Source organism: Rhizobium beringeri, assembly GCF_004306515.1.
Classification (GTDB): Bacteria; Pseudomonadota; Alphaproteobacteria; order Rhizobiales; family Rhizobiaceae; genus Rhizobium; species Rhizobium beringeri.
Genome location: NZ_SILG01000001.1, coordinates 1,008,593 through 1,023,322, shown reverse-complemented (window position 1 = coordinate 1,023,322; position 14,730 = coordinate 1,008,593). Strand labels below are relative to the sequence as shown.

The 14,730-nt window shown below is 62.2% G+C and carries 16 protein-coding genes; 6 read left to right on the top strand and 10 right to left on the bottom strand.

From position 1 onward, the window contains the following. Positions 1–142: 142 nt before the first annotated feature. A complete protein-coding gene (locus ELH03_RS05340; protein WP_128401989.1) occupies positions 143–1,366 on the top strand; it encodes an MFS transporter in 1,224 nt (407 codons plus the stop codon). A 284-nt stretch (positions 1,367–1,650) separates the two neighbouring features. On the opposite strand, the gene ELH03_RS05335 is transcribed toward ELH03_RS05340, so the two are convergent. Beyond that, positions 1,651–1,956 carry a Dabb family protein gene (locus tag ELH03_RS05335; RefSeq protein WP_003546748.1) on the bottom strand — a complete coding sequence of 102 codons (306 nt, stop codon included), beginning with the start codon at positions 1,954–1,956 and terminating at the stop codon, positions 1,651–1,653. A 51-nt stretch (positions 1,957–2,007) separates the two neighbouring features. Further along, positions 2,008–2,712 carry a hypothetical protein gene (locus ELH03_RS05330; protein ID WP_128401990.1) on the bottom strand — a complete coding sequence of 235 codons (705 nt, stop codon included), beginning with the start codon at positions 2,710–2,712 and terminating at the stop codon, positions 2,008–2,010. A gap of 156 nt (positions 2,713–2,868) precedes the next feature. Here ELH03_RS05330 and ELH03_RS38465 point away from each other — a divergent pair, with 156 nt between their 5' ends. Then, the gene (locus ELH03_RS38465) at positions 2,869–3,000 is read left to right on the top strand and encodes a hypothetical protein (RefSeq protein WP_003557921.1); all 132 of its coding nucleotides are present in this window, start codon (positions 2,869–2,871) and stop codon (positions 2,998–3,000) included. Positions 3,001–3,142: 142 nt separating this feature from the next. Here ELH03_RS38465 and ELH03_RS05325 read toward each other — a convergent pair whose 3' ends face one another. From ELH03_RS05325 to ELH03_RS05310, 4 genes are all read right to left on the bottom strand, one after another. Then, positions 3,143–3,703: a TetR/AcrR family transcriptional regulator gene (locus ELH03_RS05325; protein WP_130766123.1), complete on the bottom strand. Its 561-nt coding sequence runs from the start codon at positions 3,701–3,703 to the stop codon at positions 3,143–3,145. 22 nt (positions 3,704–3,725) lie between these two features. Next, on the bottom strand, positions 3,726–4,187 hold the full coding sequence (locus tag ELH03_RS05320) for a nuclear transport factor 2 family protein (protein WP_113547100.1): 462 nt from the start codon (positions 4,185–4,187) through the stop codon (positions 3,726–3,728). A gap of 96 nt (positions 4,188–4,283) precedes the next feature. Then, on the bottom strand, positions 4,284–5,216 hold the full coding sequence (locus ELH03_RS05315; protein WP_130766122.1) for a pyridoxamine 5'-phosphate oxidase family protein: 933 nt from the start codon (positions 5,214–5,216) through the stop codon (positions 4,284–4,286). A 60-nt stretch (positions 5,217–5,276) separates the two neighbouring features. Then, positions 5,277–5,888 carry a glutathione S-transferase family protein gene (locus ELH03_RS05310; protein WP_128401993.1) on the bottom strand — a complete coding sequence of 204 codons (612 nt, stop codon included), beginning with the start codon at positions 5,886–5,888 and terminating at the stop codon, positions 5,277–5,279. 143 nt (positions 5,889–6,031) lie between these two features. Between ELH03_RS05310 and ELH03_RS05305 the strand changes: the two genes are divergently transcribed. Further along, positions 6,032–6,940: a LysR family transcriptional regulator gene (locus ELH03_RS05305; RefSeq protein WP_130766121.1), complete on the top strand. Its 909-nt coding sequence runs from the start codon at positions 6,032–6,034 to the stop codon at positions 6,938–6,940. 27 nt (positions 6,941–6,967) lie between these two features. Here ELH03_RS05305 and ELH03_RS05300 read toward each other — a convergent pair whose 3' ends face one another. The 3 genes from ELH03_RS05300 to ELH03_RS05290 form a co-directional block, all read right to left on the bottom strand. Next, complete coding sequence (locus ELH03_RS05300; protein ID WP_130766709.1) at positions 6,968–7,336, bottom strand: DUF983 domain-containing protein; 369 nt, start codon at positions 7,334–7,336, stop codon at positions 6,968–6,970. A gap of 322 nt (positions 7,337–7,658) precedes the next feature. Next, complete coding sequence (locus ELH03_RS05295) at positions 7,659–9,062, bottom strand: aminotransferase-like domain-containing protein (RefSeq protein WP_128401995.1); 1,404 nt, start codon at positions 9,060–9,062, stop codon at positions 7,659–7,661. A 378-nt stretch (positions 9,063–9,440) separates the two neighbouring features. Beyond that, the gene (locus ELH03_RS05290) at positions 9,441–10,400 is read right to left on the bottom strand and encodes an SDR family NAD(P)-dependent oxidoreductase (RefSeq protein ID WP_128401996.1); all 960 of its coding nucleotides are present in this window, start codon (positions 10,398–10,400) and stop codon (positions 9,441–9,443) included. A 124-nt stretch (positions 10,401–10,524) separates the two neighbouring features. Between ELH03_RS05290 and ELH03_RS05285 the strand changes: the two genes are divergently transcribed. Both ELH03_RS05285 and ELH03_RS05280 read left to right on the top strand, forming a co-directional pair. Next, positions 10,525–11,469, top strand: a complete 945-nt coding sequence (locus tag ELH03_RS05285) for an AraC family transcriptional regulator (RefSeq protein ID WP_128401997.1) — start codon at positions 10,525–10,527, stop codon at positions 11,467–11,469. Positions 11,470–11,625: 156 nt separating this feature from the next. Next, positions 11,626–12,531, top strand: a complete 906-nt coding sequence (locus tag ELH03_RS05280) for a S1C family serine protease (protein WP_105008094.1) — start codon at positions 11,626–11,628, stop codon at positions 12,529–12,531. A 70-nt stretch (positions 12,532–12,601) separates the two neighbouring features. On the opposite strand, the gene ELH03_RS05275 is transcribed toward ELH03_RS05280, so the two are convergent. Beyond that, entirely contained in the window at positions 12,602–13,603 is a 1,002-nt protein-coding gene (locus ELH03_RS05275; RefSeq protein WP_130766120.1) for a LacI family DNA-binding transcriptional regulator, read from the bottom strand. A gap of 208 nt (positions 13,604–13,811) precedes the next feature. On the opposite strand from ELH03_RS05275, the gene ELH03_RS05270 reads away from it, so the two are divergent. After that, the gene (locus tag ELH03_RS05270) at positions 13,812–14,726 is read left to right on the top strand and encodes a sugar phosphate isomerase/epimerase family protein (protein WP_047619719.1); all 915 of its coding nucleotides are present in this window, start codon (positions 13,812–13,814) and stop codon (positions 14,724–14,726) included. Positions 14,727–14,730: the final 4 nt, after the last annotated feature.

The following is a 14,730-nucleotide window of genomic DNA, read 5'->3' as shown; positions in this document are numbered from 1 at the left end:
CGGTGAATTGGCGGGACAGACTCCACAGCCGTCGTTTGCGAATCGGCCGCGCCGTTCCGATTCCTGCCGACCGCAGCTTTCACCGGCCGGTTGAAACTGTTATGTCCTTGCTGCCCCCGCATTTCAGACCGTTTCAGCACCGATGCCAAAATCCTCCCGCTTCCGCTCGGCGCAGACGGTCACCGTCCTTGCCGTTACCCAGCTGATCGGCTGGGGCACGACTTTCGACATGCTCGGGGTCATGGGCCGCGTCGTGGCGCCCGATCTCGGTCTGCCGAACGAAGTGGTATTTGCCGGCCTGACGATCATGATGGTGGTCAGCGCCATTGTCGGCCCGGCAACCGGCCGATGGCTCGGCCGCTACGGCGCTGCCGGGGTACTTTCGGCCGCTTCGCTGACCTTTGCGCTTGGCCTGCTTCTGCTTGCCGCCGCAAACGGCATCGTGCTCTATGCCAGCGCCTGGGTCATCATCGGCATTGGCGGCGCATTTGGCCTCTCGGCACCGGCCTATACCGCCGTCGTCGAGCGCGAAGGGTCGAACGGCAAACGCGTCATCGCCATCCTGATGCTGTTCACCGGACTTTCGAGCGCCATCTTCTGGCCGATCCTCAGCCTGCTCAACGAGGCGGTCGGCTGGCGCCTCACCTTCCTGGTCTGCGCAGCGCTGCAATTCTTCGTCTGCCTGCCGCTGCATCTTTTCGCCCTGCCGAAGCCGGTCGCAACGCATGTCGAAGGCAGTGCGGCCGAAATCGCCCCGGTGCCGCTGTCGAAGGCTGAGCAACGCAAAGCCTTCCTGCTGATTGCCGCGGCGACGACGATCTCGACCTTCATCACCTTTGGCATCTCGCCATCGCTGCTCGAAATCTTCCGCCAGTCCGGCGCCTCGCCGGCCTTCGCGCTGCAGCTCGGCTCGGCACGCGGCGTCCTCGGCATCTCGGCACGTTTCCTCGACATGCTGCTCGGCCGGCGCGGCAACCCCATGCTCAGCGCGACCATGGGCATCAGCCTGATGATGATCAGTTTCCTGATAATGCTGGTCGCCAGCCCGTCGACACCGCTGCTCGTCACCTTCATCCTGCTCTACGGCTTCGGCGCCGGCGTCATGACCGTCGCCCGCGCGCTGCTGCCGCTGGCGCTGTTCTCACCGCGCGAATTCGGACTGCAATCAGCCAGGCTGTCGCTGCCGCAAAATCTCGCCAACGCCATCGCTCCGGTCATCTTCACCGCCATCCTCGACCGCGCCGGCACCGGCCCGGCGCTCTTTGCCTGCGCCGTTCTCGCAGCCTTGTCGCTGGGCTTCGTGCTGATGCTGATGGCGCTGGTGCGCGGCGCCCACGCATCGCAGCCGAGCCCGGTCGCTCCGTGAGAGCCCGGCCTGCAAAGTCAGCGATTCTTAATCTGTCTTGATTATCATCGACATCAGGACGAGAGCGCCTTGCCGTCTGCCCACCGCGATCGTTGTGGCCGACCTGGCACTGAGCGAGCAGCCGCTTTTGACGAATCTTTTGAATCGCTTGCCGCCGCTTTTTCGAAAGTTGAGTCCGAGGACTCAGAAGTTGAGTCAGCTTCCGGGCGATCCGAATCCGGACAATCATTCATCCATTTGAAATTTCAATGGAATGTAGCCTGGCAGTTGGACGCTTGCGCAATTCAGAGCGGCCGCGTCACCGCCGTGCGGCTGTCGTAATCGGCGGCGATGCGCTTTTCGCGGAGCGGCCGCACACGATCGATCGAGAGCTGATAATCAGGATGCGCCTTGTAGGCAGCAAGGGCCGCCTCATCGTCAAATTCGCCATAGACCACCAGATCGATCTCGGTGCCCAGCTGATCGGTCTTCACATTGGTGCCGATTTCCAGCAGCCGCGCATGCGGAATGCCGGTCAGAATCGAAAGCCCTGCCCTCACCTCCTGCAGATGTTCCTCCTGCACGGTGAAGAAGACGATATGACGGATCACGCGGAAGCTCCTGTCAGATTTATCAAAATGATGGAGCGACCTTGGCGCATCCTATCGGACGCGCGGCGCTCCAGCTGTCAGCCGGGCGATAACACGCGAGCCCCAGGCCTTCAACCGCGCGAGCATGCCACGCGCAGCATCGGGGCGTATCGCCGCATCGAAGGCCATGGCATAGGCTGCAAGCTTTTCCGCCCGGTCGGTGCCGTTGACGATGCGGCGCGCATTCACCCAGTCCGCGGTCGTCGCGTTCAGGTGATCGGCGAGTTTGTGGCCGGTAAAGCTGCCCTGCAGCATGCCCTCGATCAGGATCGTCACCGCCGCATCCATCTCCATCGCCCGGTCGGGATCGGCAACGAGGTCGATCCCGGTCAGCACGCTCATCGCCTCATAGTTCCGCTTATGGGTGAGCTGCACCAGGCCGCGGCCGAGCCAACTGCAGCCATCCTCGTCCGGCCGCCAATAGGGCGTCTTCACCCAGGAGAGCCGGCCCGCGGCAAAGGCCGTCTCCAGGATCTCGACCGCGCGCGCATCGCTTTCCGCCAATGTCTCACGCACCGGCTGCATCGTGTAGGCGGTCTCGTGGTAAGCGGTTGCGAGGATATAGGCGAGCCACCGCCGGTCGGCATGGGCAAACCGCTCTTCCCAAGCGTCGAGAATCGCCGTGATGCCCACTACCTGAGGCTGCGTCAGCTTTCCCTTGAAGAGTCCGTGCCGCACAGTGTCGAAAAAGAATGCCCGGTCCATGTGGACAACCATTCCGCGCTTCCCACAAATATCATGGTTAAAACCGTCTTAATCGATTAAAATCGATTTAATCGTTTAAAGTGTTTAAACCACTGATTTACACGCCTTTTGTCTTGTGCAATGCATCTTCCTGCCCCGAAGCCTTACCGCGAACAGAGGAGACTTCCGATGCAGACGCCCGCCAGTACCCAAACCACCATTCCCCAGCATGTCGTCGACCAGATGGAAAACGAATGGCGCCAGATTCGCCCTGAACGGGAAAATACGCGCCCGGCCCAGCAGCCTCAACAACAACGCTGAAATATACGCAAAGCGGTACCAATGTAAGCTCGAGCGCCGCCCAGCGCCCGATCAATGCCCCGGCCAGTCGATCGTGGCCGGGTGAATTTTTCGCAGGGCAATAGACGTCCCAGCGGTTTGCCCCTCATCACATTACCGCCCCTCATCGCATCACAGCATCGAGCCGTTTCGCCAGCGTTTCCAGCGATCGGGTGAAAACCATCCTATCGTCCAGCGCACGCGAGAGCACCAGTGCGCCCTGGATGCCGGAGACGCCCTCCTCAGCGAGCGCTTGCGCCTCCTCCTCCGGGCAGCCTGCCCGCATCAGCGCCGAACGCAACGCATCGATCCAGCGGATGAAATAGTCGCCGATCGCTGCCGAAAACCGCTCGCGGGTCTCGTCAAGCGCGAAGGCGCCGACGAGGCAGATGCGGCGGCCGGAGCGGAAGTAATCGTTCACATTCGTCCACATCGCCGCGATCGCCTCACGGGCGTCTCCATTTCTCAACGGCTGATAGATCGCCTGTTCGAACCAGGCATCGACATCGGCGAGCACCGATCTTGCCATCTCCTCCTTACCGCCGGGGAAGAAGTGGTAGAGGCTGCCCTTGCCGATGCCGGTGCGTTCGGTGATGCGGCTGAGCGACGTGCCCTCATAGCCGAGTTGGCGGAAGATTTCGGCGAGCAGCGGTACGATGTCGGCGCGTTCATAGACAGTTTTCACCCGCGAACTTCCCTTGGCTTGATCAGAGGCCGAGTTCGGTCAGACCGGGATGGTCATCCGGACGTCGGCCGAGCGGCCAGTGGTATTTGCGCTCCGATTCCCGGATCGGCAGGTCGTTGATGCAGGCGAAGCGGCGCTGCATCAAGCCGGCGGTGTCGAATTCCCAGTTTTCGTTGCCATAGGAGCGGAACCAGTTGCCGCTGTCATCGTGCCATTCATAGGCGAAGCGCACGGCGATGCGATGATCGGTGAAGGCCCAGATCTCCTTGATCAGCCGGTAGTCCAGCTCCTTTGCCCATTTGCGGGTGAGGAAGGCGACGATCTCGGCGCGGCCGGTGATGAATTCGGCGCGGTTCCGCCAGCGGCTGTCCGGCGTATAGACGAGCGAGACGCGCTCGGGATCACGGCTATTCCAACCGTCCTCGGCAAGACGGACTTTCTGGGTGGCGGTCTCAAGGGTGAAAGGCGGGACGAGGCTGGACATAGGTTCTCCTGAACATAGGACTATCCTGTACTCATTGGTCTTGATTGTACCTACCGGTACAATCATTAGCAAGCCGCCTCGAAGCGACCTTTCGCCTCAGAGGTCGCGATATAGGTTCCATCGCAGCGGCAGGGCATCCGGGCGAAGCACGATCGCTTCGGGCGTGAAACGCCACAGCCGTTCCGCCCGTTGAAAGCTGGCGATCTCAGGCGAATCCAGCAGCACCTCGGCCCTGCCCGTCATCTGCAGCATGTCGCCGGTTTCGAAATCGATGAAGACCAGCCCCGCCTTCGGATTGACGAGGAAATTGCCGAGCGTGTTGAAGAACCGATTGCCGGAGAAATCGGGAATGGTCAGCATACCGTCGGCGCCGACACGGACGAAGCCGGCATTGCCGCCGCGATGGGACACGTCCACCTGCCGCTCGCCATTGTCGCGGTCGACATAAGAGGCGACGAAAAACGTATCGGCGCGCTCGATCATCCACCGCGCCCGATCGTCGAGTTGGCCGGCATGAACGGGCGACATCGCCGTCGGCATATCGGGATCGCGGACGAAGGCGGAAGAGCGAAGCTGGATATATTGCGGGCAATTGCCGAAGCTCTGGCCGACGCGCACTTGGAAAGCTCCGGCATCCGTCCTGCGGATCACGCCGTTCAGCCGGTTGCGCCGCCGGGTCTCGAGCTGGATGCCGAGCATCGCGATCGCGTCACCATCCTCCATACCGGCATCGGCAGGATCGGCTGCGTCACGTGGCAGGCGGACCTCAAGGACCTCCGGCTCCGGCGAGGCCATGAATCCCGGGCGCTCAGCCCGCACCGTTGCCCAGACATCGCCCTTGGCATCGACCGCGCCGAGCACGACGAAAGGCAGCATCGGAAAGAAGGCGCGGTGCTGCTCCGGCATGGCCTTGCGGACGAAATTCCGGCCCGGCCCGTCCATGCGTTCGGCGACACCGACGCTGCGCTGCATGGCGAGTTCACCCGCATGCCAGGGCGATGTGGCGTCCTGTCCTGTCTGCTCCAGCATCACGGCCTCCTTTTGGGCACCATTTGGGGAACCGGGACAGCGACCCGCCCCGGCGGCTTCTCACGCGGCAAGGCCGATCTTGGTCTTGCGAAAACCGACGAAACCCGGCAGCGCCTCGATGCGCGCAAGCCAGGCGCGAACGCTTGGATAGCCGGAGATGTCGACATTGCCCTCCGGCGCATTGGCGATGTAGCTGTAGAGCGCGATGTCGGCGATCGCAGGATTGTCACCGAGCAGGAAGCTGCGGCCGTAGAGTTCCGCCTCGATCAACGCGAGAATGCGGTGCGCTCGGGCGATCACCTCGTCGGTGCGGAAATCGGCGCCGAAGACGGTGACCAGGCGCGCGGCACAAGGTCCGTAGGCGATCTCGCCTGATGCAACCGAGAGCCATTTCTGTATCCGCGCCGCAGCCACCGCCTCTTCCGGCAGCCAGTCGGTGCGGCCGTATTTGCGGGCGAGATAGACGAGGATGGCAGAGGAATCGGCAATGACCGTGCCATTGTCGTCGAGCACCGGCACTTGGCCGAAGGGATTGAGTTTCAGAAAGTCCGGCGCCTTGTGGGCGCCCGCCGCCATGTCGACCTCGACCAGTTCATAAGGCACGCCAAGCAGCGACAGGAACAGGTGAGCCCGGTGTGCATGACCGGAGAGCGGGTGATGGTAGAGTTTCATGATGGTTCCTTTGGTCTTTCGATCGACGGGACGCGGTTGGCGATGGCCGCTTCGAACCATCTGCGGCATAATTTACTGCCTTCCACCTGACTGCAGTAGAATGCTAATCTGGAAGGCATGTTACCAATTCATGGAAGGATAGAATGGACCGCCTCGACGCCATGACCGTGCTTCTTGCCGTTGTCGAACAGGGCAGCCTCTCGGCCGCCTCACGGCATCTGCGATCCCCGCTCGCAACCGTCAGCCGCAAGGTTTCGGAGCTGGAAGCACATCTCAACGCCCAGCTGCTGCAACGGAGCAACCGGAAGGTCACGCTGACGGAGGCCGGCCGCTCCTATGTCGAGGCGGCACGGGAAATTCTCGATCGGGTGGAAGAGGCGGAACGGACGGCGGCCGGCGAATATAGCGCGCCGAAAGGCGAACTGACGATGACCGCGCCGATCGTCTTCGGTCGGCTGCATGTCTTGCCTGTCGTCGTGGATTTCCTGAAAGCCTATCCCGATATCAATCTGCGGCTGATGCTTGGCGACCGGCTGTCGAACCTCGTCGAGGATCATATCGACGTGGCGCTCAGGATCGGCAACCTGCCGGACAGCAACCTGATCGCCACAAGGCTCGGCGCGATCCGCCGCACCGTCTATGCCAGCCCCGATTATCTGACGCGACACGCCCTACCCCGGCATCCAGGCGATCTCGCCGCGCATGACTGCGTCACCTTCGAGGGCATAGCCTCGATGCTGAGCTGGACATTCACCGAGGGGAAACATGATCTCGCCGTGCCGATCCGCTCGCGGCTGGCCGTCAACACCGCCGAGGCCGCGGTCGATGCGGCTGTCGCCGGCCTCGGCATCACCCGCGTGCTCTCCTACCAGGCCGCACGCGCCGAGATGGCGGGCCTGCTGGTGCCGCTGCTTGCCGATTTCGAAGCGCCGCCGGCGCCAGTGCATCTCGTCTATCCCGCGCAGGGGCTGGTGCCGCTGAAACTGCGGGCGCTGCTCGATTTTACGACGCCACGGCTGCGCGCTACGTTGATAGACCCTAGATACGGATAGGCCGATCCGGCCTAAAATCATCCGGATCTAGGCGAGCTTGCCCTCTTCCGCCTTGTAGAAATACTGGCTGGCGACCAGCCAGCCCTTCAACGGCCGCAGCGGCGGAATGCAGGTGGCGAGCATGAAGGGGCCGGTGACCAGAAGCTGCACCCAGATCGGCGCCGAAAAGGCCACCTCCAGCCAGACGCCGAGCAGCACGCTCGGGATGCAGGCGAAGCAGATGACGAAGAAGGCCGGACCGTCAGCCGGATCGGCGAAGGAATAATCGAGGCCGCAGACCTCGCATTCCGCCTGCAGTGTCAGGAAGCCCTTGAACATATGACCCTGGCCGCAGCGCGGGCAGCGCCCCCTGATGCCGGTCTGTATCGGAGGAAGTGGGGGATATTCCATATCCATGACGATCTCGCTTTCCTGTGCCGCGAACATTGACGCCATCAATGTCTTTAATGACTGCATTCAATATAATTACATTGGAAAGAAATTACCAGTCAATTCGCCAGAATGCCGCAGAGTTCCCAGCGCAGGCCGGCAGCAAGCTGACTGCAGATTTCTGAAGCAGCATTTGGGGCCGCAGCCAGGCTTGGCAGCCTGGGCGGATCAAACGTGAACGTGACGGATATGCTTCGCCATGCCCGGACAGCTTAGAGTGCGGCCGATCTGATTCTTGACCGCTTCCGGCTTTTGTCAGTGCCTTATCAGCCCGTGGCGGAATTCTGCGTCAGAAGAACGACGCCGCCATTTCCGGCGGGCCTTCCAACGCATGGGCCATGAATTCCAGTGCGCCCTGCAGTTTCTCCCGGGTGATCGGTCCGCCAAGGCAGACACGCACGGCCTCGGGTGCGACGCCCTCGACCGTGAAGGCATCGCTTGCGACGACGCCGATGCCGGACGAACGGGTATGGCTGCCGAAGGTGGAGCGGGTCCAGCCGTTGGAGAGCGGCAGCCAGATGTTGAAACTGATCGGATCGGCGCGGTAGCTGCCGGCCGGCAGGATGGCAGCGACCATCTGCTGGCGGGCGGCGGCTTCGGCACGGATGAAACGCAGGATCGTATCGGCGGTGCCGTCCTCGATCCAGCGGGTGGCGAGCGCCACGGTCAGCGGCGAGGCCATGACATTGTTGGCGCGCATGGCGCTGACGAAGGGCCACACGGCCTTGCTGTCCGGCGCCACGACATAGGCAAGGCGCAGACCCGCGCCGATGCATTTCGCCAGCCCGCCGATATGCCAGGTCAGATCGGGCGCCATGGCGGCGAGCGGCGCCGGGCCTTGCTGCGGAATGAAGCCGTAGGCATCGTCTTCGACGATCGGCACGTGATATTTGCGGGCAACAGCGCAGATTTCCTCGCGGCGCCTGGCCGGAATGGTCAGCGTCGTCGGGTTCTGCAGCGTCGGATTGAGATAGAGCGCTTTCGGTTTCAATCTCTCACAGGCCTCGGCAAAGGCGTCCGGCAGGATACCATCCTCGTCCATCGGCAGACCGGTCAGATTGAGCCGCAGCTGGGCGGCGATCGAGCGCATACCGGGATAGGTGATGATTTCCGAAAGCACGGTCTCGCCCGGTTTTGCCAGCAGGCCAAAGATCGCCAGCAGGGCCGGATGGGCGCCTGGTGTGACGAAGATCCGCTCCTGCGAGGGCACCAGCCCGCGACGGCTGAGCCAGGAGGCTGCAGCCTCCTTGTCCATGCTGGAGCCGCCGAAACCCTGGTAGCGCAGCAGCGGAATGAGGCTCGCCACCACTGCCGACATGCCCTCGCGCATGCGGGCGATCAGTTCCGGATCATCCGGTTCCGGCGGCATGTTCATCGAGAAGTCAACGACGGAGGCGCGGCGGGGATCGGGCGCCGCGTCGGGCGCGAAACCCTGGCGCTCCTTGTCCGCACCACCGGTGACGAAGGTGCCTCGGCCGACATGCGAATCCACAAGCCCGCGCTTCTGCGCCTCGACATAACCTCTCGCCACCGTCGTGAAATCGACATTCAGCCGCTTGGCGAGTTCGCGTTGCGGCGGCAGCCGGTCCCCAACCACCAGATGCCCGCTGCGCAGATCCAATTCGATCACATCGGCGATCGCCATATAACGGGGGCTGCTGCTGCGGCTGAGATCGGGATGCCAGTCTTTCATATCGTGATCCGAGTCGGTCTGATTCCTGATGAGATTGACGGTATATTGTTGCACAATGCCGCTGTCACGAAAAATGTCGCGCGCCAAGTCCGGAGAACGACGCAGGACGGGATGCCGCAGCTTTTGCGCACGCCTTGATACGTTTTAATGACGGATTGTCGCCGGATTTGACTGCTGTTTGCGCAAATACAATCTGGCACGGCGACCGCGCTGTCGCAGGCCGATTTCGGCGGCGTGTGCGCCAATGACGTATTGACGATCCGCTCGGCTTGCCGATCGGGCTTTCACCCGAGAAGTCCCGGGTGAGGCGCGAGGACGGCAAGACAATTAGCAGCGTCTTCATCGCGCATTGACGACGGTTTGCCGCGAGCTATGGCTTCAGGCGTACGCCGCGAAAGCGTCAATGCCGGTCAGCCTTGCCGACAAGATCCACAGGCGTGCTGCCTCCTCGGGATCGGCGGCATGGTCGCTGACGCCGCCGGGTTCTCCAACCGTTGCGCGGATGGCGATATCGCAGTCCTCGCAATAGAGGCCTCCCATACCTTCGAGTTGTGGCGAGGTCGCCGCCCAAACCTGCGTCGCTGCCCCCTGGGCTGGTGTCTTGAATGTCGGATCAATCGGATTGCCGTCTGCATCGATCCAGCCGGCACTGACCATTTCCTCCTTTGCGAGATGGCGCTGCAAGGGGGTAAAAATCTTGCCCGGGTGCAGCGAGAAGGCGCGGACGCCGGTGTCGCGCCCGAGCCTGTCCAGATGCACGGCGAAAAGTGCGTTGGCGGTCTTCGACTGACCGTAGGCCCGCCATTTGTCGTAACCGGTCTCGAATTGCACATCCTCCCATCGTATGGCCGAGTTGTGATGGCCACCGGAGGAAACCGAAACGATGCGAGTACCGGGCGAGATCGCCGGCCAAAGGCGGTTGACCAAGGCGAAATGGCCGAGATGATTGGTCGCGAACTGTGCCTCCCATCCGTCGCCGACACGCGTTTCCGGGCAGGCCATGATGCCGGCGCTGTTGATCAGGATGTCGATGCTGCGGCCAGACGCGACGAACCGCTCGGCAAAGACACGAACGCTTTCGAGGTCGGAAAGGTCGAGCCGATCAATCTCTACGCCATCGATACCGGCGACCGCGCTGCGCGCTGCCTCGATGCTCCTTCCGCCGATGGTCACCTTGGCGCCGGCGCCCACCAGAGCACGCGTGGTCTCGAGCCCGAGGCCGGAATGGCCGCCGGTAACAATGGCGCGCTTGCCGGAAAGATCGAGACCGGCCAGAACCTCGTCGGCCGTCGTGTGGGCTCCAAATCCGGAGCGGATGGGGACTTGTTTGTCACTCATGATAATTACCTTTGTTCTGCGACGTTGCCGTCGCTCGGGATGACGGTCGCGAGAATAAGGCGTGGCCTCCAGACGATCCATGCGCTAAAGTCCGGCATCTCTTCGCCATCGTCCGGATTTTTACATGGACCCGTTATCCGATGTTCTCGCATTGCTCAAACCGCGCAGCTATGTTTCTGCGGGGCTTGACGCTGGCGGCGCTTGGGCGATCGATTTTCCGCCCCCTGATGGCATCAAGTTCAACGCGGTGATTTCAGGCGCCTGCTGGCTGAGCGTCGATGGCGTCCCAGAAGCTGTCCGCCTGGAGGAAAGCGACTGCTTTCTGCTGACGAGCCGCCGAGCCTTTCGTCTCGCCAGCGATCCGGCTCTCGAAGCGATCCCGTCCGACGCGATCTATTCCATCGCCCGCGACGGCATTGCGACTTGCAATGGCGGCGGCGATTTCTTCCTGATCGGCAGCCGTTTTTCCTTTTCGGGAGGAAATTCGGACATCCTTCTCGGAATCCTGCCGCCGATCGTCCATGTGAAGAAGGATTCCGATCACGCCGCCGTGCTGCGCTGGTGCCTCGATCGGATGACGCGCGAATTGCGCGACCAGCAGCCGGGTGGCTTTCTGATGGCGGAGCATTTTGCTCATGTCATGCTCATGCAGGTGTTGCGCCTCCATATCGCATCGCCGAATGCGCGCGGCGTCGGCTGGCTTTTCGCGCTTACCGACCGGCGAATCGGTGCGGCTATCGGTGCCCTGCATGCCGATCCAGCCCGCAAGTGGACGTTGCAGTCACTGGCTGAACGTGCCTCGATGTCCCGGTCCAGTTTTGCTCTCCACTTCAAGGAAAAGGTCGGGCTTGCGCCGATGGATTATCTGACGCGCTGGCGAATGCTGCTCGCAGGTGACCGATTGACAAACTCGGCCGAAGCAATTGCCGGTGTCGCCCTGTCGCTCGGTTATGAATCCGAAAGCGCATTCAGCACCGCTTTCAAGAGAGTGATGGGATGCTCGCCGCGGCAATATGGTCGCGCTCAGCCGCCCGGCGATGCCATGCGAGATAGGCTCGACGCTCAGTGAAACCTTGATTGGTGCAGGCATCAGAGGGAGGTCGGGCGTTGGCCTGCCGAAATTCCCTCCGATACGGTCTTGCACCTGCCGTCCATTCTCTTACCTATTCAAGGAAGAATGCGCCGGCTTTCGGCCTTTCGCGTCGGCGCCCATCGGGATGAAAGCATGAATATCGATCCGATTTTGCGGTCTGTCGTGGCCGTCCGTTCCTCCATCCCGGAAGATGCCTTCACAGCGGAGACGCTGGGCACCGTTCGGGAAGGCAGCGGCGTGGTTATTCGCGACAATGGGCTGGTGCTGACCATCGGTTATCTCATCACCGAGGCCGAAGAGGTCTGGTTGACAACCCATGACGGGCGCGTGGTTCCCGCGCATGCGCTTGCCTATGATCAGGAAAGCGGCTTCGGCCTGGTGCAGGCGCTTGGGCCACTGAATGCCCCGGCGGTGGATCTCGGCGACGCGGCGACAGCCAAGCCCGGCGATCCCGTCGTGCTTGCCGATGGCATCGGAGAATTCGTCGAGGCAAATATCGTCGCCCGGCAGGAATTTGCCGGCTATTGGGAATATCTGCTGGACGAGGCGATTTTCACCGCACCAGCCCATCCCTCATGGGGTGGTGCAGCACTGATCGGTTCGGACGGCAAGCTTCTCGGCATCGGTTCGCTTCGCCTGCAGATGAGCGATGGCGACGAGGTTGCTGATATCAACATGGTGGTGCCGATCGACCTTTTGCCGCCGATCCTTGACGATCTCTTGAACCGCGGCCAGGTCAACAAGCCGCCGCGGCCCTGGCTCGGCGCCTTCTCCGCCGAGAGCAATGGCGGCGTGGTGGTCATGAGCGTGGCCGAAGGCGGTCCGGCCGCCCAGGCGGGCCTGCGTCAGGGCGATATCATTTCGGAGATCCGCGACGAAGAGGTCGATGGCTTGGCCGATTTCTACCGCAAGCTCTGGAGCAGCGGCCCAGCCGGCGCCGAAATCCCCATGCGGATTCTCAGGAACGGCCGGGAAGCCTGGCTGCGCATCAAGTCTGCCGACCGCAACAGCTTTCTCAGAAAGCCGCAGCTGCAGTAAGGCTGCGCCCAACGTCGTGAAAGCCGCTGGCGCTCATTCGAGCGGATTGTCCGGGCATCCTTATCCCGCCTCAGAGATTTTCCGGCGTGATCGTCAGAAAGCGCACCGGCTCGGCGCTGACCTCCACCTCAATGAGACCGAGCCTGTTCAGGGCAAGGTCTATCGATCGCCTCGCCTGCACCTCCGGCGCTTGGTCGAGGACGATCGACATGATGCCACGACTGAGATAGTCCTTCGTCTGCTCCGTCAATTCGTGGCCGACCCAGAACGGCCGCCTAGCCTTGTTTGCCTCGAGCACCCTGGCAACACCCTTGTTGTCGCCGCCTGCACTATAGACCCCGATGATGCCGGGCTCGCGCCGGAGTGCCGCTTGCAGCAGCTCCATGGCATTGTGCTCGTCATCGAGGTCGAACATGACCTCGATGAAACGATGGTCGTTTGAACCCTTCTCCGAGAGATAGCTGGAGAAGCCGCGGATCCGCTCCTTATGGTTCTCATAGGCGCCGCTGTGGCAGAGAGCGACGAACGAACCGGTGCGCTGCGCCAGCATGCCCGACATGTAGTGAGCTGCGGTGCGTCCGGCGGCATAGTTGTCGATGCCGACATAGGGCAGTTCCGGGGCCGGACGGGTCATGATCTGAACGACGGGAATGCCGAGACCGGCCGCCTTCCGCACGCTGGTGACGACATCGGCATGGTCGGGCGCCACTACGATCAGCGCCGATCGGCGCGCCGTCGGATTGGCGATGTAGCGGGCAAATTGCGCCGGCTCGTTCTCGCGAACGAAGGTGCGGTGAACGGTGATGCTGTCGCCGAGCGAGGCGGCGATGCGCTCGAACGCCCGGTTCAGACGCGAATAGAAGCTGGTCTCCGGTCTAACGAGAATCACCTCTATCCGGATCAGGCCGCGATGGGCGACCGGCAGGCTTTGCCGGTATTCAAGCCGCCTTGCCGCCAGGAAGACTTTCTCCACCGTCTCCGGCCGCACGCCGCCGCGGCCGTTAAGGACGCGCTCCACGGTCGCGGTGCCAACGCCGGCATGCCTTGCGACATCCTTCAAAGTCACCTTCATCAGGGCTCACTCACTCCCAAAGCTGAGACAGCAGAGCATCGGCACGCTGTGAGGTCAATGATCAAATTTGATCAAGGAAGCATTGGAGCGTGCGGAGCCCGCAGCAGTATCGTGCCAGCAATCCGGGAGGAGCACCGGACGGTCCAAAACAACCGAGATCAAGGATCATCCGCCGGCACGAAGCGGCCGGGGATGACGGAGGAGCCAGATGAAGATCGCACTCGACCCGCATATGCACCGTCACCTCAACCTGCGCGACCTCTGCCGCAAGGCAGCGGAACTCGGTTATGAGCATATCGAGCTTTCACCGCGCGACGATTTTCTGCCCTGGTGGGTGCGCCCGCGGGCACACAAGGAACGCATCGCGGAATTCAAGGCGGCCCTGAAGGATCACGGCGTCCAGCTCGCCTCGATCCTGCCGATGTATCGCTGGGCGAGCCCGCATGAGGACGAGCGGCAGGCCGCGGTGCGCTACTGGAAAGAAGCGATCGCGATCGCCGCCGAAATGGGCTGCGATACGATGAACTCAGAATTCGGCCGCGGGCCGTCGCCGGATCGCAGCCACCGCGCCAGCTGCTGCGGCGGCATGCATACCCACGAACACAGCGAGGCTGCCTGGTGGCGCTCGATAGAAGAGCTCGTTCCGGTGTTCGAGCGCGAGGGCGTCACGCTCAACATGGAACCGCATCCCGAAGACTGGTGCGAAACGCTGCATCCGGCGATCGACATGCTGAAGACCATCGGCTCGAAGAACGTCAAATTCCTCTACTGCGCGCCGCATACCTTCTATTTCGGCGACGATATGGCGCGGATGATCCGCGATGCCGGCCCGCTGATCGCCCATGTGCATGTGGCCGATACCTATAATCACAAGGCCTCATCCGGGCTGCGCTATATCATCAATCCGCCGGGCGCGAAGGTCACCATCCATCAGCACATGGATATGTACCAGGGCGAGATCAATTGGGATGTCTTCTTCTCCTCGCTCGCCGCGGTCGGGTTCGACGGTATCATTACCGCCTGCGTCTTCGGCTGGGAGGAGCGCGCCGACGATTCCGGCCGCTTCATGCGCTCTGAAATCCAGAAATATGTCGACAAATACTGGCCCGGGAAACTTGGCTGATCGT

Excerpts from the sequence above, each read along its gene's own strand:
- ELH03_RS05340 (WP_128401989.1), top strand. The coding sequence starts at position 143 with ATGCCAAAATCCTCCCGCTTCCGCTCGGCGCAGACGGTCACCGTCCTT.
- ELH03_RS05330 (WP_128401990.1), bottom strand. The coding sequence starts at position 2,712 with ATGGTTGTCCACATGGACCGGGCATTCTTTTTCGACACTGTGCGGCAC.
- ELH03_RS38465 (WP_003557921.1), top strand. The coding sequence starts at position 2,869 with ATGCAGACGCCCGCCAGTACCCAAACCACCATTCCCCAGCATGTCGTC.
- ELH03_RS05320 (WP_113547100.1), bottom strand. The coding sequence starts at position 4,187 with ATGTCCAGCCTCGTCCCGCCTTTCACCCTTGAGACCGCCACCCAGAAA.
- ELH03_RS05315 (WP_130766122.1), bottom strand. The coding sequence starts at position 5,216 with ATGCTGGAGCAGACAGGACAGGACGCCACATCGCCCTGGCATGCGGGT.
- ELH03_RS05310 (WP_128401993.1), bottom strand. The coding sequence starts at position 5,888 with ATGAAACTCTACCATCACCCGCTCTCCGGTCATGCACACCGGGCTCAC.
- ELH03_RS05305 (WP_130766121.1), top strand. The coding sequence starts at position 6,032 with ATGGACCGCCTCGACGCCATGACCGTGCTTCTTGCCGTTGTCGAACAG.
- ELH03_RS05300 (WP_130766709.1), bottom strand. The coding sequence starts at position 7,336 with ATGGATATGGAATATCCCCCACTTCCTCCGATACAGACCGGCATCAGG.
- ELH03_RS05295 (WP_128401995.1), bottom strand. The coding sequence starts at position 9,062 with ATGAAAGACTGGCATCCCGATCTCAGCCGCAGCAGCAGCCCCCGTTAT.
- ELH03_RS05290 (WP_128401996.1), bottom strand. The coding sequence starts at position 10,400 with ATGAGTGACAAACAAGTCCCCATCCGCTCCGGATTTGGAGCCCACACG.
- ELH03_RS05285 (WP_128401997.1), top strand. The coding sequence starts at position 10,525 with ATGGACCCGTTATCCGATGTTCTCGCATTGCTCAAACCGCGCAGCTAT.
- ELH03_RS05280 (WP_105008094.1), top strand. The coding sequence starts at position 11,626 with ATGAATATCGATCCGATTTTGCGGTCTGTCGTGGCCGTCCGTTCCTCC.
- ELH03_RS05275 (WP_130766120.1), bottom strand. The coding sequence starts at position 13,603 with ATGAAGGTGACTTTGAAGGATGTCGCAAGGCATGCCGGCGTTGGCACC.
- ELH03_RS05270 (WP_047619719.1), top strand. The coding sequence starts at position 13,812 with ATGAAGATCGCACTCGACCCGCATATGCACCGTCACCTCAACCTGCGC.